Origin of the sequence: Paraburkholderia franconis (assembly GCF_009362735.1) — a bacterium.
In the GTDB taxonomy this organism is placed as follows: domain Bacteria; phylum Pseudomonadota; class Gammaproteobacteria; order Burkholderiales; family Burkholderiaceae; genus Paraburkholderia; species Paraburkholderia franconis.
Window position 1 is genome coordinate 140,007 of sequence record NZ_WHNP01000003.1, and the last position, 22,632, is coordinate 162,638.

At 62.8% G+C, this 22,632-nt stretch carries 22 protein-coding genes and 1 tRNA gene; 9 read left to right on the forward strand and 14 right to left on the reverse strand.

Annotated features, from left to right (window positions below; all coding sequences use genetic code 11):
• Nucleotides 1-179: 179 nt before the first annotated feature.
• On the reverse strand, nucleotides 180-377 hold the full coding sequence (locus GCT13_RS04065; RefSeq protein ID WP_087734051.1) for a hypothetical protein: 198 nt from the start codon (nucleotides 375-377) through the stop codon (nucleotides 180-182).
• 359 nt (nucleotides 378-736) lie between these two features.
• Entirely contained in the window at nucleotides 737-1,516 is a 780-nt protein-coding gene (locus GCT13_RS04075) for a DeoR/GlpR family DNA-binding transcription regulator (RefSeq protein ID WP_152755475.1), read from the reverse strand.
• Nucleotides 1,517-2,070: 554 nt separating this feature from the next.
• Here GCT13_RS04075 and GCT13_RS04080 point away from each other — a divergent pair.
• Both GCT13_RS04080 and GCT13_RS04085 read left to right on the forward strand, forming a co-directional pair.
• On the forward strand, nucleotides 2,071-2,898 hold the full coding sequence (locus GCT13_RS04080) for a ferritin-like domain-containing protein (RefSeq protein ID WP_152755476.1): 828 nt from the start codon (nucleotides 2,071-2,073) through the stop codon (nucleotides 2,896-2,898).
• 163 nt (nucleotides 2,899-3,061) lie between these two features.
• Complete coding sequence (locus GCT13_RS04085) at nucleotides 3,062-3,586, forward strand: hypothetical protein (RefSeq protein WP_152755477.1); 525 nt, start codon at nucleotides 3,062-3,064, stop codon at nucleotides 3,584-3,586.
• Nucleotides 3,587-3,646: 60 nt separating this feature from the next.
• Here GCT13_RS04085 and GCT13_RS04090 read toward each other — a convergent pair whose 3' ends face one another.
• The 5 genes from GCT13_RS04090 to GCT13_RS04110 all read right to left on the reverse strand — a co-directional run bounded on the left by GCT13_RS04090 (nucleotide 3,647) and on the right by GCT13_RS04110 (nucleotide 8,753).
• Nucleotides 3,647-5,212 (reverse strand): DEAD/DEAH box helicase, encoded by a 1,566-nt coding sequence (locus GCT13_RS04090; RefSeq protein ID WP_152755478.1) that lies wholly within the window; start codon nucleotides 5,210-5,212, stop codon nucleotides 3,647-3,649.
• 195 nt (nucleotides 5,213-5,407) lie between these two features.
• Nucleotides 5,408-6,028 carry a PAQR family membrane homeostasis protein TrhA gene (gene trhA / locus GCT13_RS04095; RefSeq protein ID WP_321574177.1) on the reverse strand — a complete coding sequence of 207 codons (621 nt, stop codon included), beginning with the start codon at nucleotides 6,026-6,028 and terminating at the stop codon, nucleotides 5,408-5,410.
• Nucleotides 6,029-6,219: 191 nt separating this feature from the next.
• Nucleotides 6,220-7,518: a c-type cytochrome gene (locus GCT13_RS04100; protein ID WP_152755479.1), complete on the reverse strand. Its 1,299-nt coding sequence runs from the start codon at nucleotides 7,516-7,518 to the stop codon at nucleotides 6,220-6,222.
• A 21-nt stretch (nucleotides 7,519-7,539) separates the two neighbouring features.
• Nucleotides 7,540-8,271: a c-type cytochrome gene (locus tag GCT13_RS04105; protein WP_152755480.1), complete on the reverse strand. Its 732-nt coding sequence runs from the start codon at nucleotides 8,269-8,271 to the stop codon at nucleotides 7,540-7,542.
• Nucleotides 8,272-8,525: 254 nt separating this feature from the next.
• Entirely contained in the window at nucleotides 8,526-8,753 is a 228-nt protein-coding gene (locus GCT13_RS04110; RefSeq protein WP_152755481.1) for a hypothetical protein, read from the reverse strand.
• Nucleotides 8,754-8,762: 9 nt separating this feature from the next.
• Between GCT13_RS04110 and copC the strand changes: the two genes are divergently transcribed.
• Nucleotides 8,763-9,140, forward strand: a complete 378-nt coding sequence (gene copC / locus GCT13_RS04115; protein ID WP_152755482.1) for a copper homeostasis periplasmic binding protein CopC — start codon at nucleotides 8,763-8,765, stop codon at nucleotides 9,138-9,140.
• Nucleotides 9,137-10,066, forward strand: a complete 930-nt coding sequence (locus tag GCT13_RS04120; RefSeq protein ID WP_152755483.1) for a CopD family protein — start codon at nucleotides 9,137-9,139, stop codon at nucleotides 10,064-10,066. Before copC ends, GCT13_RS04120 begins: the two co-directional genes overlap by 4 nt.
• A gap of 116 nt (nucleotides 10,067-10,182) precedes the next feature.
• On the opposite strand, the gene GCT13_RS04125 is transcribed toward GCT13_RS04120, so the two are convergent.
• Together GCT13_RS04125 and dgoD are read right to left on the reverse strand one after the other, a co-directional pair.
• Entirely contained in the window at nucleotides 10,183-10,485 is a 303-nt protein-coding gene (locus tag GCT13_RS04125) for a hypothetical protein (protein WP_152755484.1), read from the reverse strand.
• Nucleotides 10,486-10,789: 304 nt separating this feature from the next.
• On the reverse strand, nucleotides 10,790-11,938 hold the full coding sequence (dgoD, locus tag GCT13_RS04130) for a galactonate dehydratase (protein ID WP_152755485.1): 1,149 nt from the start codon (nucleotides 11,936-11,938) through the stop codon (nucleotides 10,790-10,792).
• A 280-nt stretch (nucleotides 11,939-12,218) separates the two neighbouring features.
• Here dgoD and GCT13_RS04135 point away from each other — a divergent pair, with 280 nt between their 5' ends.
• Nucleotides 12,219-12,896: a FadR/GntR family transcriptional regulator gene (locus GCT13_RS04135; protein ID WP_321574193.1), complete on the forward strand. Its 678-nt coding sequence runs from the start codon at nucleotides 12,219-12,221 to the stop codon at nucleotides 12,894-12,896.
• Nucleotides 12,897-12,914: 18 nt separating this feature from the next.
• Here the strand turns inward: GCT13_RS04135 and GCT13_RS04140 are convergent, their stop codons facing one another.
• A complete protein-coding gene (locus GCT13_RS04140) occupies nucleotides 12,915-14,453 on the reverse strand; it encodes a DHA2 family efflux MFS transporter permease subunit (RefSeq protein WP_152755487.1) in 1,539 nt (512 codons plus the stop codon).
• Nucleotides 14,454-14,590: 137 nt separating this feature from the next.
• Here GCT13_RS04140 and GCT13_RS04145 point away from each other — a divergent pair, with 137 nt between their 5' ends.
• Nucleotides 14,591-15,034 carry a MarR family winged helix-turn-helix transcriptional regulator gene (locus tag GCT13_RS04145; RefSeq protein ID WP_152755488.1) on the forward strand — a complete coding sequence of 148 codons (444 nt, stop codon included), beginning with the start codon at nucleotides 14,591-14,593 and terminating at the stop codon, nucleotides 15,032-15,034.
• 101 nt (nucleotides 15,035-15,135) lie between these two features.
• On the opposite strand, the gene GCT13_RS04150 is transcribed toward GCT13_RS04145, so the two are convergent.
• From GCT13_RS04150 to GCT13_RS04165, 4 genes are all read right to left on the reverse strand, one after another.
• Nucleotides 15,136-15,212, reverse strand: a tRNA-Met gene (locus GCT13_RS04150).
• A gap of 87 nt (nucleotides 15,213-15,299) precedes the next feature.
• Nucleotides 15,300-16,958, reverse strand: a complete 1,659-nt coding sequence (locus GCT13_RS04155; RefSeq protein ID WP_152755489.1) for an MFS transporter — start codon at nucleotides 16,956-16,958, stop codon at nucleotides 15,300-15,302.
• 228 nt (nucleotides 16,959-17,186) lie between these two features.
• Nucleotides 17,187-18,734, reverse strand: coding sequence for a sensor histidine kinase (locus tag GCT13_RS04160; RefSeq protein WP_152755490.1), 1,548 nt, complete (start codon nucleotides 18,732-18,734; stop codon nucleotides 17,187-17,189).
• 9 nt (nucleotides 18,735-18,743) lie between these two features.
• Nucleotides 18,744-19,529, reverse strand: coding sequence for a response regulator transcription factor (locus tag GCT13_RS04165; protein ID WP_152755491.1), 786 nt, complete (start codon nucleotides 19,527-19,529; stop codon nucleotides 18,744-18,746).
• Between the two features lie 249 nt (nucleotides 19,530-19,778).
• On the opposite strand from GCT13_RS04165, the gene recA reads away from it, so the two are divergent.
• The 3 genes from recA to GCT13_RS04180 all read left to right on the forward strand — a co-directional run bounded on the left by recA (nucleotide 19,779) and on the right by GCT13_RS04180 (nucleotide 22,586).
• Nucleotides 19,779-20,858: a recombinase RecA gene (gene recA / locus GCT13_RS04170; RefSeq protein WP_090865522.1), complete on the forward strand. Its 1,080-nt coding sequence runs from the start codon at nucleotides 19,779-19,781 to the stop codon at nucleotides 20,856-20,858.
• Between the two features lie 7 nt (nucleotides 20,859-20,865).
• Entirely contained in the window at nucleotides 20,866-21,666 is an 801-nt protein-coding gene (gene recX / locus GCT13_RS04175; protein WP_407670742.1) for a recombination regulator RecX, read from the forward strand.
• A 170-nt stretch (nucleotides 21,667-21,836) separates the two neighbouring features.
• Nucleotides 21,837-22,586 carry a DUF2889 domain-containing protein gene (locus tag GCT13_RS04180; protein WP_152755492.1) on the forward strand — a complete coding sequence of 250 codons (750 nt, stop codon included), beginning with the start codon at nucleotides 21,837-21,839 and terminating at the stop codon, nucleotides 22,584-22,586.
• Nucleotides 22,587-22,632 lie beyond the last annotated feature (46 nt).

Genomic DNA, 22,632 nt, shown 5'->3' on the forward strand with positions numbered 1-22,632 from the left:
CCTGCACAGCGCGAGGCGTAACGACGCGTAAAAACCGATGGCGCAAAAACGTAAAGACGGCCAGGCGGGCAAGGCCGCGTGACCGTCCAGGCGTCCGTATGCTTGCGTGTTCATTGCGAACACGCCGACGGCCGCGGAGGTTTGACAGGCAAGTCGTCGGTGAGCCCGATCGTTTGCCGTCACGAAAAGCGCTTGATAGCGCGCAGAGCAGTGTCGCCGGACTCCGTAACACGCCATTGCTGCAAGCCAGACGCGAGTTTTTCGAGCTGAACGAGCTGCCGTTCGAGCAGGGCGTCGAGCTCTTCGCGTTCCATGTCGACCTGATTGGGGGCGTCCTTGACGAGCAACAACGTGGCGAATTCATGCGGACTCAGCATCGTTTCTCTCCGTGTCAAGCGTACTCGGGTTGCCTTTGCGCCAGCCGACGGCCCTGTCGGCGGCGGAGGATCCAGCGGGCGGCGATTCCCGTGGATCAGGCCTGAAGTTGTGCTTTATCGCCCCACGTCCGTGCATTCGCTGCCGTCCAAGGACGTTTAAGGACGTTGGGGAACTGGAGTGTAGTCAATCGCAGCGGGAAGTCCAAATCGGCCCCCGAAAATTTTCCCGTTGACAGCGCGGCCACTGAGAGGCGGTCCGGGCTCGACGGCAACTCCTTGATTTCACTGGAGGTATTGCGTGCAGTGCAGCATGGCGGAAATCGGCTTGCGATTGCTCCGGGCGTATGCCCCGAAGAAGGTCATTCCGCGACGTAGACCTGCGTGCCCGCACTGGCGAGCGTGTCGGCCATTTCCGGGGGCGGCGGCGCGTCGGTGAACAGCGAGTCGATCTGCTTCAGGTGTCCCTGGCGGACGAGCGCCGGACGGCCGAATTTCGAATGGTCGGCGGCGAGAAAGACCGTGCGCGAATGCTCGATGATCGCTTCCGCGACGCGCACTTCGCGTGTGTCGAAGTCGCGCAGCGTGCCGTCCGTCTCGATGCTCGACGTGCCGATGATCGCGAAGTCGACCTTGAACTGCCGGATGAAGTCGATCGCAAGCTCGCCGACGATGCCCTTGTCCCACGGACGCACGATGCCGCCCGTTACCAGCACCTCGCAATCCGAATAGCCGCTCATCATGCTCGCGACGTTCAGGTTGTTCGTGATCACGCGCAGTCCGCGATGGCGGTTCAGCGCGCGCGCGACTTCTTCCGTCGTCGTGCCCAGATTGATGAAGAGGGAGGCCTGATCGGGGATGTGCGTCGCCGCGAGGGCCGCGATGCGCCGCTTCTCGTCGTGGAACATCCGCTGCCGCGCGCTGTACGACACGTTCTCCGAACTGGTCGGCAGACTGGCGCCGCCGTGATAGCGGCGCAGCAGGTTCATGTCGGCGAGCCAGTTGACGTCCCGGCGAATCGTCTGCGGTGTCACGTCGAAGTGCGAGGCGAGATCGTCGACCGTCACGAAGCCGTCGCGCTGCACCCACTCGAGCAGTTCCTGCTGGCGTGCATTGAGTGTGAGGCGTGGGTCTCGTGTCATGGTGATTGTGTTGAGCGCCGCACGATGAGCGGGCAAAGGTTGTCTTGGCGGTATTGTAAGACCTTCGTCGGCGCGGGCCTTGGAGTTCGGTTCTCTGGCATGTCGTATCGGTCTTGTGGATCGCGCGGCTTGCTCGAATAGTTCGCGATGACAACGATTCGAAAGCCGGCCTTGTGATCGCAAATGTAGGCCTTCGCGACACGCCCGAGTGGAGCTTCGAGCCCGCCTTCTTACGGTCGATTGCCGCGATGCGATTGCGTGTGCGAAGCCGTCGCGCCGAGTCTGCGACGCGTTGCGTTCACACGCTTCGCGCTCCTGTTGTGCGTCGCGTTGATCGCCGCCGGCATTTGCACGTTTCGACTAATGCTCTTGTGGAACTGCGCTCCTCCGGCACGGTCTGTGCTGTGTTATCTGCGAAATTGCAGAGCAACGGCTAAGATGAAAGAAGGAAGTCAAATGTTGCAAGGCACTGTAGTGGTCACGGGCGGCGGTCGAGCCGGATTCGTACGGATCAGCCCGCGCACGGGGCGCTACGGTTTTCGGAGCGTACGTCTATGCACAACGAGGCTGCCCACGTGATGCCCTGGCGCATCGAAGACATCGATCTCAATCGCATCGACCGTCAACGCGCGGTCGCCAATGAAGACCTGTTGTTGCTGCTTTGCGCGGCTTCGTTCATCGAGAGCGGCACCGACCTCTACACCAGCAATCTGAGCAAGTTCTTCAACGGCGATCCGGAAGTGTCCGCGTGGCTCAACAGCGAGTGGGAGCCGGAAGAGATGCAGCACGGCCGCGCACTGAAGGCTTATATCGCGCACGTATGGCCCGAGTTCGATTGGGATACGGCCTTCCGCAACTTCTTCGAAGAGTATTCGAAGACCTGTAATGTCGAAGACTTCGAGAAGACGCGCGCGCTGGAGATGGTCGCGCGCTGCGTCGTCGAGACGGGTACGGCCACGTTGTATCGCGCGATCGGCGAATGTTCGGATGAACCCGTGCTGAAGGAAATCACCGACAACATCCGCACCGACGAAGTCCGTCACTACAAGCACTTTTTCAAATACTTCAAGAAGTACAACAAGATCGAAGGCAATGGCCGCCTTGCGGTGCTGGGCGCGCTGATGCGCCGCGTGATGGAAATCAAGAACGAAGACTCGGAGATCGCGCTGCGTCATGTCTTCGCGATCCGCTATCCCGAGCGCGTCAACGATCCGGCGTATAACCGCGACAGGGCGGCGCGCGTGAACCGGCTCGTGCGGCACAACCTGTCGGCCGATATGTGTGTGAAGATGCTGCTCAAGCCACTCGATCTGCCGGCGAAGATTCAGCCTGGTGTTCACTACCCGCTGGCGAAGATCACGCAGCACGTGTTCTTTCGCTGAATGTCGCGGCCGCACCTTGCTGGCCGGTTTCGACTGCTGACGAACGACATACGACGAACAGATGGCCCGCCACGCGCGGGCCATTCGCATTGGGCACGACAACTGCCATGAAGCGGTTGCGTCGACATCCGACGGGCCCGAACCATCGACGGAGGAAAGATTCATGACTGCATCCGCGGATCAAAACCGCGCACTCGATCAACAGGTGTTCGACGAATGGCCCGTCGAATTGCGCGCGCTCTTCGATGGTGCGGCGCTCGAATCGAAGGTGGGATTCACCGCGTCGCTGCTGACCGTCGATGCGAGCGGCGGACACGTGCGCACGTCGCTGCTCGGCATCGGCGAGCTGTACGCGCCTGATTCGCGCACGCTATGCATCGCGCTGTGGCCGCAGTCGCGCGCGGCGCGAGCGATCGGACTCAACGGGCGCGCTGCGTTGACGTTCGTATTCGACGATGCGTTCTATCAGATTCAACTCCAGCTTGCGCCGATGCACGCAGAAGGCGCCGGGCTTGCGTGCTTCGCGGGATCGATCGAATCGGGCGAAGCGCAGCGAGTGCGTTATGCGCGGCTCACGTCCGGCATCACGTTCGAACTGGAAGAGGGAAGAGACGCGGTACTCGAACGCTGGACGCAGCAGATCGAGTACCTGAAGAGAGCCGCCGGCGGCGCGGCGGCTGGGAGATAGCGGTCAGAAGCGGGTTCGATGCCCGCGGGGCATCGACAGAATCGCTTCGATCGATTTGCGTTAGTTGCCGCGCTGACCATCGCGCCGCGTATGCGGCGCATCGCTGCGCGGCTTGCTGCCGCCGAGCAGCGCACCCGGGTTCGCGTTGCGCGGTTTGCGCGGCGCGTGCGGAGCATGCGCTGTGCCGTCATGCGCTGCCGCGCGCGGCTTGTCCTGATGACGCGCGCCATCGTGGCGCGCATGCGTGGGCTTTGCGTTTTGCGGCTTCGCATGCGGCTGGTGCTTCGGCTTATCGGCCGAGCCCGAGCCCGAAGCCGAACCGCGCTGACCGTCGCGCGATGCGCCGTTCGCGCCCGCCGAGCCCTCGCGCTTTGGCTGACGCTGGCCTTGCCGTTGGCCCTGGCTTTGGCTTGCGCCTTGACCTTGACGCGGTGCACGGCCGCCACCGCCTTGTCCGCGACGCAGGATCGGTTCGGGACGCGCATTCGGATCGGGCTCGAAGCCCGCGATCACTTCTTGCGGCACGGCGCGCTTGATCAGCTTCTCGATGTCCTTCAGCAGTTGCAGTTCATCGACGCACACCAGCGACACCGCTTCGCCCGTCGCGCCCGCGCGGCCCGTGCGGCCGATGCGATGCACGTAGTCTTCCGGCACGTTCGGCAGGTCGAAGTTGACGACATGCGGCAGTTGATCGATGTCGATGCCACGCGCTGCGATATCCGTTGCGACGAGCACCTGTAGCGTGCCGTCCTTGAACTCGGACAGCGCGCGCGTGCGGGCCGACTGGCTCTTGTTGCCGTGAATCGCCAGTGCGCTGATGCCGTCCTTCGTCAGCTGTTCGGCGAGACGGTTCGCGCCATGCTTCGTGCGCGTGAACACGAGCACCTGAAACCAGTTGTGCTGCTTGATCAGATGCGTGAGCAGTTCGCGCTTGCGGTCGCGATCGACAGGGTGAATTTTTTGCGCGACCGTTTCGGCCGTCGTATTGCGGCGCGCGACTTCGATCAGCGCGGGCGAATCGAGCAGGCTGTCGGCAAGCGCCTTGATCTCGTCGGAGAACGTCGCGGAGAACAGCAGGTTCTGTCGCTTCGGCGGCAGCTTCGCGAGCACGCGCTTGATGTCGTGGATGAAGCCCATGTCGAGCATGCGGTCCGCTTCGTCGAGCACGAGAATCTCGAGATGCGACAGGTCGATGGTCTTCTGCTGCATGTGATCGAGCAGACGACCCGGCGTCGCGACGACGATATCGACGCCGCGCTTCAATGCGTCGATTTGCGGATTGATGCCGACGCCGCCGAACATCACGGTCGACTTGAGCTTCAGATACTTGCCGTAAGCACGCACGCTTTCTTCGACCTGCGCGGCGAGTTCGCGCGTCGGCGTGAGAATGAGCGCGCGCACGACGCGCTTGCCGCCCGGCGCGGGCGGCATCGTCAGAAGACGTTGCAGGATGGGCAGCGTGAAGCCGGCCGTCTTGCCTGTGCCCGTCTGCGCGCCGGCCATCAGGTCGCCGCCGTTGAGCACGGCGGGGATGGCTTGGAGCTGGATCGGAGTCGGGGATGTGTAGCCGAGTTCGTTGACGGCGCGGACCAGCGGTTCGGACAAGCCGAGAGAATCAAAGGACATAAACGCTCTTTGCAATGCAATTGTGGGAACGGTGCGAACGCGGCCATCAGGCGCGCTCACGGGCGATCGAGGCGATCGCTCGCCCGACACTCACCGTTCACGGAGAAATCGGCGGCACGCGCGATGCGTGCCGAATGCTCGACGCGCTATGCAGACACGTCGACTGGCCTTAAGTTGCATCCGCCGCTGCGCGTCTTACGCGACATAACGCGCGACGCTGACGAATTGACACAGACTGCCGGCGAGTACGAACAGGTGCCAGATACCGTGTCCGTGCCGGATGCGCTCGTCGTTGACGAAGAAGTAGATGCCCACGCTATAGATGATCCCGCCGGCCACGAGCCAAGCGGTGCCCGCGGCCGGCAACGCTGTGACCAGCGGGCGGATGGCGACGAGCGCAAGCCATCCCATCAGCACATAAAGCACCATCGATACGCTGCGGGTGCGTCGCCCGAGCGTCAGTTCCTGCACGATCCCGAGCGCCGCCAGGCCCCAGCTCACGCCGAACAGCGACCAGCCCCACGGACCACGCAGCGTCACCAGCGTGAACGGCGTATAGCTGCCCGCGATCAGCAGGTAGATCGCAGAGTGATCGCACTTCTGCAGGATCGCCTTCAGACGCGGACCTCTCACGCTGTGATAGAGCGTCGAGATGCCGTACAGCGCGCAAAGCATCGCGCCGTAGACGCTGAAGCTCACGACCTTGTACGCATCACCGTCGAGCGCGCCCATCGTCACGAGCGTCGCGAGTCCCGCCACCGACAGCACGGCGCCGACGAGGTGAGTGATGCTGTTCAGACGCTCCCCGACGTGCACGGTACTTCCTCCCGCATGATGCCTGCGCCATCCGACAAACGACACCGGACATACGTTATACGCCCGATATGTCAGATTCCGTTACGTCAACGACAAACAGGCTTCGAAACCGCGATGCTACACGATGCTACAAAAAGCGAAGGGCGCGGCCGCGATAACCGCAGGCCGCGCCCCGACACATCAGCCGGCGCTTAGTCGAGCGGCGCCGAACGAAGATCGACCACTTGTTGCGGCGACACAGCCGTGCCGTGGTTGCCCCACGACTGGCGGATGTACGTCACAACGGCTGCCACTTCCTGATTCGACAGCGACTGGGCGAACGGCGGCATGCCATATGGCTTCGGATTGCCGTCCGTGCTCGGCGGATAGCCGCCGTTCAGCACCATGCGGATCGGGTTGACGGCCGACGGCATCTGGATCGACTGGTTGTTCGCGAGCGGCGGGAAGTTCGGCGGCTGGCCGAGACCATTCGCTTCGTGACACTTCGCGCAGTTGTCCGCGTAGACCTTCTGACCTTGCTTCAACAGTTCGCCGCCGAACTGCTCCGACGTCTCCAGCTGCAGATGCTCAGGCGCTTCGCTCTTCTGCGGGATCGTCTTCAGGTACGTCGACATCGCGTGGATGTCTTCGTCCGACATGTACTGCAGGCTGTTGTGAACCACTTCGGCCATCGGACCGAACACCGCGCCGCGCGGCGACACGCCTGTTTTCAGCAGATCGGAAATGTCCTTGATGTCCCAGTCGCCGAGGCCCGCTTCCTTGTTCGACGTCAGCGACGGCGCGTACCAGTTCTGCAGCGGGATCAGGCCGCCGGCAAACGCAGCCGAGTTGACGGGACCGCCCATTGCGTTGATCGACGTGTGGCACATGCCGCAGTGGCCGAGGCCTTCGATCAGATACGCACCGCGGTTCCATTCGACCGATTTGGTCGGGTCCGGCTTGTACTCACCTTCGCGGAAGAACAGCGTGCGCCAGCCGATCAGCAGGTTGCGGTTGTTGAACGGGAACTTGAGTTCGTGCGGACGGCTCGGCACCGATGCCGGCGGAACCGAACGCAGATAGGCGTAGATCGCATCCGAGTCGGCACGCGAGACCTTCGTGTAGCTCGTGAACGGGAACGCCGGATAGAGCAGGCTGCCGTCCTTCGAGCGGCCCGTGTGCATCGCGCGATAGAAGTCGTCCTGCGACCATTTGCCGATGCCGTACTGGTCATCAGGCGTGATGTTCGGCGTGAACAGCGTGCCGAACGGCGTGGCCATCGGCAGGCCGCCGGCGAATATCTTGCCGCCGCGCACCGTGTGGCACGCGATACAGTCGCCGGCGCGAGCGAGGTACTCGCCCTTCTTGATCAGTTCAGCCTGGTCTGCCGGCGTGGCCGCCATCGCGGTGCCGTTGTGCAGGTTGTCGCCACCCGACCACAGGACGGGAACGAGTGCGGCAGCCGCAACGACGACGACAGCCGAAAGGGCGAACAAAGACTTGCGTTTCATTTGTTTGTCTCTCCCGGTGCCTTATTGCGGTTCGCTGCCGCAGGCAAGCGGAGTCTTCAACGATTTGGCAGGTACCGGCACGGGGTTCTGCGGCGCCTGCTGCGTGGACAGCCACGCGGCGACTGCGTTCACGTCGGCGTCCGTCAGACGCGTTGCGATCGTGTGCATGCAGTCAGGCTCGATTGCGTGGCGCGAACCCGAACGCCATGCGCCCAGCTGCGCGCTGATGTAGTCGGAGTGCAGTCCGACCAGGCCCGGAATAGCCGGTTCCATGCCCGTGAGGCCCTTGCCGTGGCAAGCCGCGCAAGCGGGAATCTGCTTCGATGCGTCGCCGTTCAGCACGATTTCCTTGCCGCGCGCGAGCGTCGCATCTGAGACGGTCGGCCTGGCCGGCGTCGGATACGGCGGACGCTGCTGCGAGAAGTACGTCGCGATCTGATGAAGGTAGTCGTCCGAGAGATACGTGACGAGGTAGTTCATCGGCGGATACTTCCGGCGGCCTTCGCGGAAGTTCTTCAACTGGTTGTACAGATAGTCGGCCGGCTTGCCGGCGAGACGCGGGAAGTAGTCGTTATCCGTGCCTTGGCCCTTCGAGCCGTGACATGCCGTGCAGCCTTGCACGCGCGCTTCCATCGTGTCCGGGGCTTTGGGCTGAGTTTGCGCTTTCGCAGCGCCAGATACGCCTGCACACCCGATCAAAAGCAGGGCGAGCAAAGGGCGGAAAATGCGTCTTGAAGACACGCGTAACTCCATGATTATCGGGGACCTTGCCGAACTTCGAGCGGATCGGTGTGTGCAGCGCGATGGATACTTCAGACGCTGCGCGGCGACGCAGCATTCTATCATCGATGGGTAATGGTGACTATTTGACACATGCGACCAATTTCCCACTTGATGCGCCCTCACGACACCCGCCGATGCGACAAGTTGACGCAACTGATCGTCATCGCATAAGGACGCGCGCTTGCTCACAAAATGCGTTGCGGCCTGGCGGCAGCGCTTCCAGCTCATTTAAGATTGCGCATTTTGCATCGGTGGCGGTCGCTTGCTTGCGTTGTCCTGCGCTCTTCGCTTTTCACGGTATTCACGGCGCGCTGCTTCGTTCGCGAAATGATGCTGATGCCGCGCGGCGCGATCAACGGCTCAGCATCGTTGAACTGAGTCAGCCGCGAGATATCGAAGCGTACTATTCCGACCGTCCTTGCCGTCCTTGCATTTTCCAGCGTTCCACTCATAGCCACCTTATGACTCTTTCCCTGCCATTGCGCTCGCCACTTCGCTGGCTTGCCGCGTGCGGCGTGTCGCTCGTCGTCGCGTCGAACGCCTTCGCTCATGCGACGCCGACGTCGCGCGAACCCGCGCCCGATGCCGAGATCGCTGCGCCTTCCGCAGTGACGATCCACTTCAGCGAGCCGCTCGAACCGGCGTTCAGCAAGATCGCGCTCGTCGATGCGCACGGCAAGCCGGCGGCATCCGCAGCTTCCGAAATCGATGCAGCGGACACGAAGACCATGCATCTCGCGTTGCAGCCGCTCGCGCCGGGGCGCTACACCGTGCAATGGACGGCCGTTGCCGAAGACGGACACCGCACCAAAGGCAGTTACGCCTTCAGCGTCAAATGAGAGTCGACGGATTGTGGATCGGGCAGGTCGCGATGGCCGCGCTCATGAACATCGCGTTTGCGTTCGCCGTCGGTTCGGCGTTGCTCGGCGCGTGGCTCGCGAACGATGCGCAGGCGAAGATCGCGCCCGCGCGGCCCGCGTGGTTGCGCGCGCAGCGGTCGATGCAGGCTGCCGCGATCGTGCTCGTGCTGGCCGATCTCGGCTGGCTGCTCTATCAGGCAGCGGAGATGGCGGGCGTCAGCCTGCCAGAGGCATTCGGCGTCGTGCCGACGATGCTGTCACGGACGCATGTCGGTTTCGGCTGGAGCATCGCGTTCGTCGGCGCGCTCGTGCTGGTGCCCGTATCGTTCGCACGGCAGACCAACATGCTGCGCAATGCGCTGCTATGGCTTGCCGTGATCGCGATTGCAGGCGGCAAGGCATCGCTCGGTCATGCGGCGGATGCGGGTGTCGCATCTGCCGCGATCGGCATGCAAACGCTGCACGTGCTCACGACCTCCGTGTGGGGCGGCCTCGTGCTCGCGGCGGGGTTCTCGGTGCTGCCGGCGCTCGGCACGTCGATCGCGCGCGGCGTGATGATACGCACGGCGACGCAGTTGTCGAACGTATCGCTCGTTGCTGTCATGTTCGTGCTGCTCTCAGGCGTGTTCAATGCCGCGCGCGGTTCGGGCGGATCGTTCGACGCGGTTACTGGTAGCGCATGGGGACACGTGCTCACGCTCAAGCTCGTGCTCGTTGCGCTCGCACTGGTGATGGGCGGACTCAACCGTTTTGCCGCGCTGCCGAGATTGCGCCGGACCGCCGCAACGATGGATGCGCATACGTTCTCGAACGTGCTGTATCTCGAGGCGCTTGCGATGCTCGGCATCTTCGCCGCTGCGGCCGTGTTGTCGCACAGCGTGCCGGGGTATGTCGCATTGGGCTGAACGCTTGAAGTACTTGAAGCGCTTGAGGCGTTGAAGCACTTGAAGCGAACTGGATCATCACGCACGAATGCGCCGCACGACCCGACGTGCGGCGTCGATGCAAGCCAATGCGCGGATCACTCGTAGCCCAGCTTGTGCCCGACGATAGGCGCACAAAAAAGGGCGATCGCGCAGCCCGCCGCCTTGCCTTCGAGTTCAGCCGCTGCTGCATGTGAGCTCGTCATGTACATCAGCAGATCGAAGAGTTGCGGCACGCAATAAAGAAACGCTGCAGCGAGGAAACACTTTTCGACCGTCGCGATGCGCCAGCCGCGCTCGGACGCGATCGCCGCGCCGATCACGCGCGACACGCCGAACACCACCAGCGCGCCGACGGCCGCCTGTTCGCGGATCAGGTAGTCGGGAAGAAATTCGCCCATTGCGTCCTCTGCTTGAACGGATGTTTGCATCACGTTCAGCAAGGAGCGGGCCACAGGTTGTGAAGCGCGCTCTTGCGGCGCGAGGAGCCTTGTCCTTCAAGGGCCTTCGCGACGGTTGCGACGCGTGCGAAGGACGGCAGCGCGCTTGCATGGCCCGTTATGTAACGTTACTGAAACGCCCTATGTGGCGATCGTCGACGTAACGTCGGTGACGAAACGAACAGTTGTCAAATGACAAGCGCAATGACAAACGCCACCCGAAGGCGGTGTCTGCTTCTTCATTCGCGATACGGCGCGAGCCTGCTTACCACTCGGCGACGCTGCCGTCCGCGTGACGCCAGACCGGATTGCGCCAGCGATGGCCGATCTTCGCCATTTCGCGCACCTTGTCCTCGTTCACTTCGATGCCGAGCCCCGGACCTTGCGGGATCGACACGAAGCCTTCCTCGTACTTGAAGACTTCAGGGTTCTTGATGTAGTCGAGCAGATCGTTGCCCTGGTTGTAGTGGATGCCGAGGCTCTGTTCCTGGATGAACGCGTTATAGCTGACGGCGTCGATCTGCAGGCATGTCGCGAGCGCGATCGGTCCGAGCGGGCAGTGCAGCGCGAGCGCGACGTCGTAGGCTTCCGCCATCGACGCGATCTTGCGGCATTCCGTGATGCCGCCCGCGTGCGATGCGTCCGGCTGGATGATGTCGACGTAACCGCCCGCGAGAATGTGCTTGAAGTCCCAGCGCGAGTACAGACGCTCGCCGAGCGCGATGGGCGTGCTCGTCTGGTTGACGATGTCGCGCAGCGCCTCGACGTTCTCCGACAGCACAGGCTCTTCGATGAACATCAGCTTGAACGGATCGAGCTCCTTCGCGAGCACTTTCGCCATCGGCTTGTGAACGCGGCCATGGAAGTCCACGCCGATGCCGACGTTCGGCCCGACGGCTTCGCGCACGGCCGCGACGTTGTTGATCACGCCTTGCACCTTGTCGAATGTGTCGATGATCTGCAGCTCTTCGGAGCCGTTCATCTTCACGGCCTTGAAGCCGCGCTCGACGACGGCGCGCGCGTTGTTCGCGACATCGCTCGGACGGTCGCCGCCGATCCACGAATACACCTTGATACGGTCGCGCACCTGGCCGCCGAGCAGCGTATGCACCGGCACGCCGTGAAATTTGCCCTTGATGTCCCACAGCGCCTGATCGACGCCCGCGATCGCGCTCATCGAAATCGGGCCGCCGCGATAGAAGCCGGCGCGATACATGACCTGCCAGTGGTCCTCGATGTTGCGCGGGTCTTTGCCGATCAGATAGTCGGAAAGCTCGTCGACGGCAGCCGCGACGGTATGCGCGCGGCCTTCGACGACGGGCTCGCCCCAGCCGACGAGGCCTTCGTCGGTCTCGATCTTCACGAAGCACCAGCGCGGAGGAACGATGAATGTTTCGATTCGGGTGATCTTCATGGGTGTCTCCTTTGCTGGCAAAGCCGGTTGCAGTTGATGGGCGCCTCGCTTCACCGACGGCTTGAATGCGGCGCGGCAGTCGAGGAGCCACATGCTACAGCAAAATCGCCTTAAAGTAGTATTAATAGTATTATTTGTGGCGAGATTTTATACGGCGAGACCGAGATTCGCGTTGGGTTTCGCGGGCCCGATCGCCGATAATCGCGGGCGGTCTGCGTCGCTTCGCCGGGCGATGCCGCGCAACACACCCAACCGATAAATCCGCCTTAGGAGAACCGACATTCAGCGAGATCTGCACGGCCGCGTCGCGTATTTGCTGGCAACGGCCATTCTGCGCGGCGACTATGCGCCAGAATCCATTCTGCCGCGCGAAGCGGACCTGATGGAGACGTTCGGCGTGAGCCGCACGGTGCTTCGCGAAGCGCTGCGCACGTTGACGTCGAAAGGGTTGATCGAGTCGAGGCCGCGCGTCGGTACGCGCGTGCGTCGGAAGACCGCGTGGAATCTGCTGGATGCGGATCTGCTCGACTGGTATTCGCGCGTCGCGCCCGCGATGGACTTCGCGCTGAAGCTGCAGGAAATGCGCGAGATGATCGAGCCCCACGCGGCCGCGCTCGCGGCGGCGTCGCACAGCGACGAATCGTTCGGTGCGCTCGATGCCGCGCATTCGGCGATGGCCGCAGCGCGCAACGTCGACGAATGGGTGCGCGCCGACCTGCAGTTCCATCTGAGCGTGCTTGCCGCTTGCAGCAACGAATTGCTGATACCGCTCGGCACGCTGATCGAGCGCACGCTCGAAGCGCAGTTGCGTCTGAATGCGAAACGCGCCGACGTGTTCAATGCGTCGCTAGGTGAGCATACGGCCGTGTTCGAAGCGATCCGCGACCGCGATGCGTCACGCGCGCGTCACGCGATGGCGTCGCTGCTCGGCGTGACGCGAGGGCGGATCGAAGGCTGACATTTTTCGTGCGTTCGCTCAGTCCATGGCCGCGTGCACGGCGGATTCGCTGCTCGCTGTGCGCGACGGGCGAATCAGCAGCACGAGGGGAATGACTGCGAGCGTCGCGACGAACATCAGCTTGAAGTCGTTCAGATACGCGATCATCGCGGCCTGCTGCGTGATCGATGCATCGAGCACGGCGACGTCGACGCGTGAACCCATCGCGAGTATCGGCTGGACGATGGGATTGAACAGGTTCACGTTCGCCGCGAGGTCCGAATGCGCGACCTGCGTGTTGCGCGTGAGCAGCGTCTGCACGATCGAGATGCCGATACTGCTACCGATGTTGCGCATCAAGCTATAGGTCGCGGTGCCATCGGCGCGCAGCGTGGGCGTGAGCGTCGAGAAAGTTAGCGTGCTCAGCGGCACGAACACGAGCCCAAGGCCGAAGCCCTGGATCACGCCGGGCCACACGATATTCGATGCCGACAGCACGATCGTGTACTGCATCATCTGCCAGAGCGCGAATGCCGACACGACGAAGCCGGTGAGCAGCATCACGCGCGCGTCGATGTGCTTGAGCAGGCGCCCCGCGAGCAGCATCGCGAGCATCGTGCCGGCGCCGCTCGGCGCGGTGACGAGGCCCGTCGTCGCGACGGGATAGTTCATCAGGTTTTGCAGCATCGGTGGCAGCAGTGCGCGCGTCGCGTACATCACCGCGCCGATGATGAAGATGAAAAACGTACCCGTCGCGAAGTTGCGGTCCTTCAGCAACTCGTACTTGAAGAACGACGACTTGCCGACGGTCGCCGTATGCGCAATGAAGAACGCGAAGCTGATCGACGCGATCAGCGCTTCGGCGACGATTTCATGCGAGCCGAACCAGTCGAGCTGCTCGCCGCGATCGAGCATCGCCTGCAGCGCACCGATCGCGAGGCCGAGCGTCGCGAAACCGAAGGCGTCGAACTTCGTGTCGTGCTTCGGTTCGCGCGACGGAAGAAAAGTCAGCACGCCAAAGAGCGCGAACGCGCCGATCGGCAGATTGATGAAGAAGACCCAGCGCCAGTTGTAGCTATCGGTGAGCCAGCCGCCGAGCGTCGGGCCGAGAATCGGGCCGACCATCACGCCCATGCCCCAGACGGCCATCGCCTGGCCTTGTTTCTCGCGCGGATTGATGTCGAGCAGGATGGACTGCGACAGCGGCACGAGCGATGCGCCGAAGATGCCCTGCAAGAGGCGCGACGCGACGATCTGCGTCAGCGTCTCGGACAGCCCGCACAGCGCCGACGCGACCGTGAACCCGCCGATCGCGAACATCAGCAGACGCTTGACGCTCAGCCGGTCGGACAGCCAGCCGGTGAGCGGCGTCGCGATCGCGGCCGCGACGATGTACGACGTGAGCACCCACGTAATCTCATCTTGCGACGCCGACAGACTGCCCTGCATGTGCGGCAGCGCGACGTTGGCGATGGTGCTGTCGAGCGTCTGCATCAGCGTCGCGAGCATGATCGCGATCGTGATCATCGGACGGTTCAGTGCGACGGCGGGCTTTGCTGCCGGCAAATCGGAGGCCATGAAGCGATAATTTTGGGATAGTAAGCATGCTTATTGTATAGGCGGCGGCTTTTTATGGAAACGCTGAATTTTCCGGATAGCGCGGTTCGCCGCATGTTTCGGGCCGACGGAGCGGAGCCTCTTCGTATAATCGCGCGATGAAAACCCAATTCGACGAGCGCTTCGGCTTTCTCATTTCCGATGTCGGCAGACTGGTCGGCAAGCGGTTCGACGACCTTGCCCGGCTGTCGATAGACCTGACGCGCGCTCAATGCCGTGCGCTCGCGTATCTGTCGCATTACGGCGATATCAATCAGGCACGGCTCGCGGATCTGCTGGAAGTCGCGCCGATTTCGGCTGGCCGGCTGCTCGACCGAATGGAAGAGGGTGGATGGATCGAGCGCGTCGGCAATCCACGCGATCGGCGCGAGAAACAGATTCGTTTGACGGAGAAGGCCGAGCGGACGCTGGACGACGCGAAGAAAGTCGGCGATCAGATCGCAGCGGAGGGGTTGGGCGGATTGACCGATGACGAGGTGAAGCAACTCATCGCGCTGCTGCAGAAGGTGCGGGGGAATCTGACGAGAATCGTGGAGCGGTGAGCGCGCGCGCAGCCCGATTGGTTGCGCGTCCATCGATCCTTTAGATTGGCGCTGGAAATGAAAAAGCCGCTGTTTCGTGAGAAACAGCGGCTTTTTGCATTTGGTGGCGAATCAGGGACTCGAACCCCGGACCTGCGGATTATGATTCCGTCGCTCTAACCGACTGAGCTAATTCGCCGAAAGAAGCGAGATTATGAAGATGCCGGCGGAGGCTGTCAACCCCCACCGGCATCTTTTTTGCGGCTCCTCGTCAGTTACGCGGCGCTCAGTCCTGCGCGTAGATGTTGGAGTCCTTGGTCTCCCGCACGAAAAGCAGGCCGATCACGAAGGTGCCCAGCGCGATCACGATCGGATACCACAGCCCCGAGTAGATGTTGCCCTTGGCCGCAACGATCGCGAACGCGGTCGCGGGCAGGAAGCCGCCGAACCAGCCATTGCCGATGTGATACGGCAGCGACATCGACGTATAGCGGATGCGCGTCGGGAACATCTCGACCAGCATCGCCGCGATCGGCCCGTACACCATCGTCACGTAGATCACGAGGATCGTCAGGATCACGACCGTCATCGGCCAGTTGATCTGCGACGGGTCGGCCTTCGGTGGATAGCCGGCAGTCTTCAAAGCGGTGCTCAGGGTCTTGTCGAACGTCGCGCCTGCTTCCTTGGCGCCCGCGGCCTTGCCGTCATACGTGTCGATCGTCGTGTCGCCGACCTTGATCTGCGCAAGCGTGCCCGCTGGCGCTGCCACGTTGTCATAGTTCAAGCCGGCCTTCGACAGTGCGCTCTTCGCGATATCGCAGGACGTCGTGAACTTGGCCGTGCCGACCGGGTTGAACTGGAACGAGCACTCGTCCGGATTCGCGATGACGACGATGGGTGCCTTTTGCGTCGCGGCTTCGAGAGCCGGGTTCGCGTAGTGCGTCAGCGCCTTGAACAGCGGGAAGTACGTCAGCGCCGCGATCAGGCAGCCCGCCATGATGATCGGCTTGCGGCCGACGCGGTCGGACAGCGAACCGAAGAACAGGAAGAACGGCGTGCCGATCAGCAGTGCGATCGCGATCAGAATGTTCGCGCTCGCGCCATCGACCTTCAGCGTTTGCGTCAGGAAGAAGAGCGCGTAGAACTGACCCGTGTACCAGACGACCGCTTGGCCGGCCGTGACGCCGATCAGAGCGAGGATCACGATCTTCAGATTCTTCCATTGCCCGAACGCTTCCGAGAGCGGTGCCTTCGACGTCTTGCCTTCAGCCTTGATCCGCGCGAATGCTGGCGACTCGCGCAGTTGGAGGCGGATCCACACCGAAACGCCCAGCAGGAACAGCGATGCAATGAACGGAATGCGCCAGCCCCAGCTGCCGAACGCTTCTTCGCCCATCCACGTGCGCACGCCGAGAATCACGAGCAGCGACAGGAACAGGCCGAGCGTCGCCGTCGTCTGGATCCATGCGGTGTAGAAGCCGCGCCGGTTGGCGGGCGCGTGTTCCGCGACATACGTTGCGGCGCCGCCGTACTCGCCGCCGAGGGCGAGGCCTTGCAGCAGACGCATCCCGATGAAGATCACCGGTGATGCGAAGCCGATCGCCGCATAGCCTGGCAGAAAGCCGACCACGCAGGTCGACAGACCCATGATGACGATTGTGATCAGGAACGTGTACTTGCGGCCGACCATGTCGCCGAGCCGCCCGAACACCAGCGCGCCGAACGGGCGCACCGCGAAACCGGCCGCGAAGCCGAGCAGGGTAAAGATGAAGGCGGCCGTCGGATTGACGCCGGAAAAGAAGCTCTTGCTGATGTAGGCCGCGAGGGAGCCGGCCAGGTAAAAGTCGTACCATTCGAAAACCGTGCCCAACGACGACGCGAAGATCACCCGTTTCTCGTCTTTCGTCATCGGCGCGTGCGAGATTTGCCCGCTTACGGTAGCCATATGTCGTCTCCAATATTGATATCAGTTGCGGTTCGCCCAGACAGGCGTTGCCGTGTAGCGATTATTGGAGCGGAAACTTACGGCGTTCTGACTCGGAATGCCTGTTTTTGAGAGTGCTCGCATCTGGCTAACGTTGGTCAAGTTCAGTCTAACTTCGTCTATTCATGCGGGAACCGCTTGAAAACGGTCCGCATACGATTGCTGACGGAAACGAGCCAAACTGACAGGTTAGGGTAAGTCCTGTGCACGATCCAGCATCCGCAGGCTGACACGAACGAGCGTCCCGGCCAGGCGCGGCGACGTCTGATACACGTTGTCGTCGATGCTGAGCTTGCCGCCATGCATCGTCGCGATTTCGCGGACGATCGCGAGACCGAGGCCGCTGCCATCTCCTTCGCGTCCGAGAATCCGATAGAAGCGCTCCAGCACGCGCTCGCGCTCCGCGGCGGGAATGCCCATGCCGGTGTCTTCGACTTCCAGATGGGCCGTCCCCGCAACATCGTCGCGCCGCACCCGCACGGTGATGCGTCCGCCCGCGGGCGTATAGCGGATCGCGTTGTCGATCAGGTTGGACAGCATTTCGCGCAGCATGACCGGGTTGCCTTCCACCTCGATCGCTTCTTCGGGCGTTTCCGGCCCTTCGTAGCCGAGATCCATCTGCTTCGCGAGCGCCGCCTGGACCCAGTCGCGCACGGCGCTGCGGGCGACGTCGCCGATCTCGACGGGCGTGAAGATCTGCCCGGACATGCGGTTCTCCGCGCGCGCCAACGCGAGCAGCTGCGTGACGAGCCGCGCGGCGTGTTCGGAACTGGTTGCGATCTGTTCGAGCGAACGATGCACTTCCGCCGACGCATCCTGCCGCAGCGCCAGTTCGGCCTGAGTGCGCAAGCCGGCGAGCGGCGTCTTCATCTGATGTGCGGCGTCGGCGATGAAGCGCTTTTGCAGTTCCATGTTCTGTTCGAGGCGCGTCAGCAGGTCGTTGAACGACGTGACGAGCGGCTCGATTTCGGGCGGCGCGCGGCGCGCTTCGAGCGGCGACAGGTCATCGGGGCGGCGCGCGCGGATATGCGCCTGCAGCGCATGCAGCGGCGCGAGGCCGCGCGACAGCCCGAACCAGACGAGCAAAATCGCGAGCGGCAGGATCACGAACTGCGGCAGGATCACGCCTTTGATGATGTCGTTGGCGAGCGCGCTGCGTTTGTCGAGCGTCTCGGCCACCTGCACGAGCACGGGCTGCGCGCCGGGCGTCTGCGGAAACTCGACGGTCGTATAGGCCACGCGGATGTCGTTGCCGCGCAGCAGGTCGTCGCGAAATTCGACGATGCCCGGCTGCGGCCGGTCCTCTTCACGCGGAAGCGGCATATCGCGATCTCCGCCGACCAGTTCGCCGCGTGTGCCTAGTACCTGATAAAACACGCTGTCGATGTTGTCGGCGCGCAGGAAATCGCGCGTCGACTCGGGCAGGGTCAGTTCGGCGACGCCGTTGACGGGATGAATCTGTCGCGCGAGCACGTAAGCGTCGGTTTCCAGCGCGCGGTCGAACGGCCCGTTCGCGATCGACTTCGCGACCAGATACGTGACGGCAAGACTCATCGGCCACAGCAGCAGCAGGGGCGCGAGCATCCAGTCGAGAATTTCGCCGAACAGCGAGCGCGGGCGCGTCTCAGCCGCCGCTTCGGTTTCGTCGGGCGGCGCGAACGGATTCGCGTAACGGGCGTCGCGGACTTCGTCGATATCCGCCGCGTGCGCCGTGGCGCGTGGTGCGCGGACGGACATGGAGCGCCTTTACTTGAAGTGGTGGCTGGCGGGCATCGCTGCCGACGCGGTCGCCTCGGATTGCTGTGGCGCCGGTGTCTGCGGCGATGCCTGCTCGCCAGCCGTTTGCGGTTGCGCCTGTGGCGACGGCGCGGCCTTCTCGAGACAATAGCCAAGCCCACGCACGGTGATGATGCGTACGCCGCTCGGTTCGATCTTCTTGCGTAGCCGGTGCACGTACACCTCGATCGCGTTGTTGCTGACTTCCTCGCCCCATTCGCACAGGTGATCGACGAGTTGTTCCTTCGATACCAGCCGCCCGATCCGCTGCAACAGGACTTCGAGCAATCCTAGCTCACGCGCGGAGAGATCGATAACCTGATCATTAGCATAGGCAATTCGACCGACTTGATCGAACGACAGCGATCCGTGCCTGACGACGGTCGGTCCGCCGCCCGCGCCGCGCCGGGTCAGCGCGCGCACACGTGCTTCGAGCTCGTTGAGCGCAAAGGGCTTGGCCATATAGTCGTCGGCGCCGAGGTCCAGTCCCTTGACGCGCTCGTCGACGCTGTCGGCTGCCGTCAGGATCAGCACGGGCAGGTTCGAATTGCGCGCGCGCAGGCGCCGCAGCACTTCGAGCCCCGACATTTTCGGCAGTCCGAGATCGAGAATCAGGAGGTCGAAAGTCTGCATCGACAGCGCGGTATCCGCTTCCGCGCCCGTCTTCACGTGGTCAACGGCGTATGCCGATTGGCGGAGTGATCGGACGAGACCGTCCGCGAGTATGCTGTCGTCTTCGGCAATGAGAATTCGCATGATGCGCCCTGCCCGGCCGGCACCGGGGCGCTCCGGCGCACAGCGTCTCCGAAAAATTTTTTGTGGGTAGCGAGTGTGGCCCGCTTCGCACATGCGGACGTCCGCATGTGATTCGGGCTTGCCAAAACTACTGTTTTTTTATACAGTGTCTGCGTTTAGCGTGCTGACTGTTCATACCGTGTTCAAAGCGGTGTCGAATCAGCCGGTGCACCTGCCTCAGACGCCGTTCATCATAGCAAAGGACGATTCATGGAAGAAAGCAAGAAAGGCTCGGCTGGACTGACTGCGGAAAAGAGCAAGGCCCTTGCTGCCGCGCTTGCGCAGATCGAAAAGCAGTTCGGCAAGGGGTCGGTCATGCGGCTCGGCCAAGGTGAGGCAGTCGAAGATATCCAGGTGGTCTCGACGGGATCGCTGGGCCTCGACATCGCGCTGGGCGTCGGCGGTCTGCCGCGTGGCCGTGTGGTGGAAATCTACGGGCCTGAGTCGTCGGGCAAGACCACGCTGACGTTGCAGGTCGTCGCCGAAATGCAAAAGCTCGGCGGCACGGCGGCGTTCATCGACGCGGAACACGCGCTCGACATCCAGTACGCACAAAAGCTCGGCGTGAACGTCAGCGATCTGCTGGTTTCGCAGCCGGACACGGGCGAACAGGCGCTCGAAATCGCGGACGCACTCGTCCGTTCGGGCTCGATCGACATGATCGTGATCGACTCGGTTGCGGCGCTCGTGCCGAAGGCTGAAATCGAAGGTGAAATGGGCGATTCACTGCCTGGCCTGCAGGCGCGTCTGATGTCGCAGGCGCTGCGCAAGCTGACGGGCACGATCAAGCGCACGAACTGCCTCGTCATCTTCATCAACCAGATCCGCATGAAGATCGGCGTGATGTTCGGCAACCCGGAAACCACCACGGGCGGCAACGCGCTGAAGTTCTACGCGTCGGTGCGTCTGGACATTCGCCGTATCGGTTCGATCAAGAAGAACGACGAAGTGATCGGCAATGAAACGCGCGTGAAGGTCGTGAAGAACAAGGTGTCGCCGCCGTTCCGCGAAGCGATCTTCGACATCCTGTATGGCGAAGGCATCTCGCGTCAGGGCGAAATCATCGATCTCGGCGTGCAGGCGAAGATCGTCGACAAGGCCGGTGCCTGGTACAGCTACAACGGTGAGCGTATCGGCCAGGGCAAGGACAACGCGCGTGAATTCCTGCGTGAGAATCCCGAGATCGCACGCGAGATCGAAAACCGTATCCGCGAATCGCTCGGTGTGAACGCGATGCCGACGGACGCCGCAGTGAGTGCGGACGCGGAAGTCGCGGGCGAAGAAGAATAATCGTCGCGTGATACGCAAGGGCCGCCCCGTTTCTTCGCGTCCTGCTTCCACCAGGGACGCAGGACACGATGCGGGCGGCCCGTGTGACGACGAGGCATTCGAATCGTCGCCACGCTCATCTTCAGTTTCATCTGCGCCTGTCGTGTCGTCGCGTACACACGACTCGTCATCGGACAATTTCGATCCGTTCGAATCGTTCGATGCCCACGATCGTGCCTCGGGGCACGGTCCGGCTTCCCGTCCGTCTCCTCCCAACCGTTCGGGCGATGGCAGCGGCGAGACCACTTACACCCGATCACGTCGCCAGCCTGGCGAGGCCAAATCCGCCGATACGGCAAGCCGCACATCACAACGCCCCGCGCGTTCGCTCAAAGGCCGCGCGCTCGGCTACCTTTCGCGCCGCGAATACAGTCGCGCCGAGTTGTCGCGCAAGCTCGCGCCGTACGCGGAGGAGGGCGAATCCATCGACGAACTGCTGGATTCGCTAGAAAGTGAAGGCTGGCTATCCGATTCGCGTTTCGCGGAAAGCCTGATCAACCGACGCGCGTCGCGCATGGGCGCGGGCCGCATTGTCGGCGAACTCAAGCGCCATTCGGTCGGGCAGGGGCTAGTCGAAGAAGTCAGCGCGCAATTGCGCGAAACGGAACTGGCGCGCGCTGAAGCCGTGTGGCGCAAGAAGTTCGGCCAACTCCCCGAGACGCCCAACGAGCGAGCGAAGCAGGCGCGCTTCCTTGCCGCGCGTGGTTTTTCGCAGGCGATCATCGGGAAGATCCTCAAGGGTATCGACGAAGACTGTGCGTCGGAATAGGGCGAATAAATCGGGCGCCCCATGACAGCCGCGCCGGATGAAACGCACGTGATATCTGTGCCGCAACCCCGCGCAACTTCCAGCGGAACAAGCCCCTGCGGGCTTCGGCCAGTCTCAAATACCCAGTATGCTAAAATTCAACGGTTCTTCAATCCGGCCTTTTTTCTCGCATGCCGCTCTCCCCGCCAGTGTCCCGACAATTGCGCCATCGCCGCGCAATCCGAGTGGACGCATACGAGCGTGAAGATGACTTGTGGGATATCGAGGCGTGCCTCACCGACGAAAAGCCACGTGATGTGGCGCTTGCGTCGGGTGTCCGGCCGAACGGCCTGCCGATCCATGAACTCTGGCTCCGCATCACGATCGATCGCAAGCTCAATGTCGTCGACGCTGAAGCGTCGTCCGACTGGGTGCCGTATCCCGGTCTGTGTGAAGCCTCCAATCCCGCCTATCGGGCCCTCATCGGGCTCAATCTGTTCCGCAACTTTCGCCGTGATGCCGCCCGCTTGCTGGCGGGCACGGCTGGCTGCACGCATCTCACCGAGTTGTGCGCAGTCCTGCCGACTGCGGCCATCCAGGCGTTCGCCGGCGACGTGTGGAACACCGCGAGGGGAAAGCCGGGGGACGGGCAGCACGCAGGTTCGCAAAACGGATCGGGAGACGGTTCGAGCCAGCACGCACAGGGCAGCAACGGACAGGACGCGCAAAACAACGCTTCGAACGAGCACGCGAGCGGTCAAGCAAGCGAGCAATCAAACGACAAACCGCCATTCCAGTTGGGCCGCTGCCATGCGCTGCGATTCGACGGCGAGGCGGTGCGCCAGTTTTATCCGCGCTGGTATGGCCACGCGCCGCGTTCAGCGGATCGCGCGGACGCCGCGCCCGACGGACAGACCGTGAAGACGGCCCGTCCCGAGTAAGCGGTCCAGGCGGAAGCGAAGTTCAATCCAACTCTCAGACTGAAGG

What these genes read in the sequence shown, in the direction of transcription:
- GCT13_RS04065 (WP_087734051.1), bottom strand. Translation starts at nt 377, where the DNA reads ATGCTGAGTCCGCATGAATTCGCCACGTTGTTGCTCGTCAAGGACGCC.
- GCT13_RS04075 (WP_152755475.1), bottom strand. Translation starts at nt 1,516, where the DNA reads ATGACACGAGACCCACGCCTCACACTCAATGCACGCCAGCAGGAACTG.
- GCT13_RS04080 (WP_152755476.1), top strand. Translation starts at nt 2,071, where the DNA reads ATGCACAACGAGGCTGCCCACGTGATGCCCTGGCGCATCGAAGACATC.
- GCT13_RS04085 (WP_152755477.1), top strand. Translation starts at nt 3,062, where the DNA reads ATGACTGCATCCGCGGATCAAAACCGCGCACTCGATCAACAGGTGTTC.
- GCT13_RS04090 (WP_152755478.1), bottom strand. Translation starts at nt 5,212, where the DNA reads ATGTCCTTTGATTCTCTCGGCTTGTCCGAACCGCTGGTCCGCGCCGTC.
- GCT13_RS04100 (WP_152755479.1), bottom strand. Translation starts at nt 7,518, where the DNA reads ATGAAACGCAAGTCTTTGTTCGCCCTTTCGGCTGTCGTCGTCGTTGCG.
- GCT13_RS04105 (WP_152755480.1), bottom strand. Translation starts at nt 8,271, where the DNA reads ATGGAGTTACGCGTGTCTTCAAGACGCATTTTCCGCCCTTTGCTCGCC.
- GCT13_RS04110 (WP_152755481.1), bottom strand. Translation starts at nt 8,753, where the DNA reads ATGAGTGGAACGCTGGAAAATGCAAGGACGGCAAGGACGGTCGGAATA.
- copC (WP_152755482.1), top strand. Translation starts at nt 8,763, where the DNA reads ATGACTCTTTCCCTGCCATTGCGCTCGCCACTTCGCTGGCTTGCCGCG.
- GCT13_RS04120 (WP_152755483.1), top strand. Translation starts at nt 9,137, where the DNA reads ATGAGAGTCGACGGATTGTGGATCGGGCAGGTCGCGATGGCCGCGCTC.
- GCT13_RS04125 (WP_152755484.1), bottom strand. Translation starts at nt 10,485, where the DNA reads ATGGGCGAATTTCTTCCCGACTACCTGATCCGCGAACAGGCGGCCGTC.
- dgoD (WP_152755485.1), bottom strand. Translation starts at nt 11,938, where the DNA reads ATGAAGATCACCCGAATCGAAACATTCATCGTTCCTCCGCGCTGGTGC.
- GCT13_RS04140 (WP_152755487.1), bottom strand. Translation starts at nt 14,453, where the DNA reads ATGGCCTCCGATTTGCCGGCAGCAAAGCCCGCCGTCGCACTGAACCGT.
- GCT13_RS04145 (WP_152755488.1), top strand. Translation starts at nt 14,591, where the DNA reads ATGAAAACCCAATTCGACGAGCGCTTCGGCTTTCTCATTTCCGATGTC.
- GCT13_RS04155 (WP_152755489.1), bottom strand. Translation starts at nt 16,958, where the DNA reads ATGGCTACCGTAAGCGGGCAAATCTCGCACGCGCCGATGACGAAAGAC.
- GCT13_RS04160 (WP_152755490.1), bottom strand. Translation starts at nt 18,734, where the DNA reads ATGTCCGTCCGCGCACCACGCGCCACGGCGCACGCGGCGGATATCGAC.
- GCT13_RS04165 (WP_152755491.1), bottom strand. Translation starts at nt 19,529, where the DNA reads ATGCGAATTCTCATTGCCGAAGACGACAGCATACTCGCGGACGGTCTC.
- recA (WP_090865522.1), top strand. Translation starts at nt 19,779, where the DNA reads ATGGAAGAAAGCAAGAAAGGCTCGGCTGGACTGACTGCGGAAAAGAGC.
- GCT13_RS04180 (WP_152755492.1), top strand. Translation starts at nt 21,837, where the DNA reads ATGCCGCTCTCCCCGCCAGTGTCCCGACAATTGCGCCATCGCCGCGCA.